The sequence below is a fragment of the Planktothrix mougeotii LEGE 06226 genome (assembly GCF_015207485.1).
In the GTDB taxonomy this organism is placed as follows: domain Bacteria; phylum Cyanobacteriota; class Cyanobacteriia; order Cyanobacteriales; family Microcoleaceae; genus Planktothrix.
Genome location: NZ_JADEWU010000160.1, coordinates 1 through 1447, shown reverse-complemented (window position 1 = coordinate 1447; position 1447 = coordinate 1). Strand labels below are relative to the sequence as shown.

Here is a 1447-nt window from a genome sequence, read left to right as displayed (position 1 = left end):
TGAACTGACCCCCGAAGGTTGGACGGTTGATTCTCAGATTGAGACGAATTTCTCCCGGTAGCCAACGGGACTGAGTCCCTTCAGTTTCAGCTTGATCCGATCGTAGTTGTAGTAGCGGATGTAGTCGTCCAGGCCGCTCTCTAGCTCTTCAAGACTGTCGAACTCATTGAGGTAGAAGAACTCAGATTTCAAGGTTCCGAAGAAGCTTTCCATCGATGCATTGTCAAGGCAGTTTCCTCTTCTAGACATGCTCTGCGTGATCGCTCGCGAGTCGAGGTGGCGCCGATACTTTTCCATTCGATATTGCCAGCCTTGATCGGAATGCAAGATGGGCTTGTCGCCAGGACCGAGGCGCTCGAATGCACTCGTCAACATTTTCCCCACCATGCCGAACAGAGGATGCCGAGCGGTCTCATAGGCAACGATCTCCCCGTTGAACAGATCCATGATCGGGGAGAGGTACAGCTTCTGGCTGCCAACCTTGAACTCCGTCACGTCCGTCACCCACTTCTCGTTTGGATACGACGCGTCGAACTTGCGCGCCAGGACGTTCGGGGCGATGTGCCCCAAATCACCTCTGAACGAGCGGTATTTCTTCACACGCACGCAGGACTTCAGTTGCAGCTGATCCATGAGCCGTTGCACGGTCTTGTGATTCACTGGACGGCCTTGCTGTCTCAGTGCCGAGGTGATGCGCCGATAGCCATAGCGGCCTTTGTGCCGCTCATAGATCGCTCGGATCTCGATCTTCAGATCAGCGTATTTGTCTGCGAGCTGCAGTGCGCTCTGCTGGTAGTAGAACGTGCTGCGAGCCAATCCAGCCACCTTCAGCAAGCCGGCAAGGGGGTAGTGCTGCCTTAGCTCAATCACGATTTGCGCTTTCTGCCGGGCGCCGACTTCGCTTGAGATTGAACTAAGGCATCCAATTTTTTTAGGTAGGCATTCTCCAGTCGCAAAGACTGCAGTTCCTCCAAAAGTTGTTCGCGAGTCCGCTTGTCGCCCTCCCGAAGCGAGGAATTTGATTTCTGATTCTCCGGAGTCGTCATTTTCTTGCGCCGACCAGCCCACTGGGCAGCCAGGCCGGGCATGCCATCTCGCTCATATGCGCGCTCCCAAGTACCAATGATGTTGAAGTTCCTGATGTCGAACAGCGCAGCCGCTTGCCGATACGAGAGGTCCTCGTCACGCATTCGTCGCAAGACCTTCAGCTTGAATTCTCTGCTGTACAGCTCTCGACGCTTTTCTCGCACCCCATCGGGCCCATGCACCTCGTACGCCGCAACCCACTTGCGAAGCGATGACGTTTCCACGTCGTGCGCCTTCGCAGTGGCCTTCCAGCCCAGCGTGCCATCACGGTATGCCTGGACGGCAGCAAGCTTGACTTGCTCTGAATATTTCTTCAAGTAGAACCCCAAAAAGTGTTGTCTAACTTTTTGGGGTCAGTTCA

At 54.7% G+C, this 1447-nt stretch carries 1 protein-coding gene; it reads right to left on the bottom strand.

What is annotated here, in order from left to right; translation table 11 throughout:
• Positions 1–33: 33 nt before the first annotated feature.
• A protein-coding gene (locus IQ236_RS27500; RefSeq protein WP_407676174.1) for an IS3 family transposase occupies positions 34–1403 on the bottom strand; the annotation gives its coding sequence in 2 pieces (ribosomal slippage) (positions 34–923 and positions 923–1403; 1371 coding nt in all).
• Positions 1404–1447: the final 44 nt, after the last annotated feature.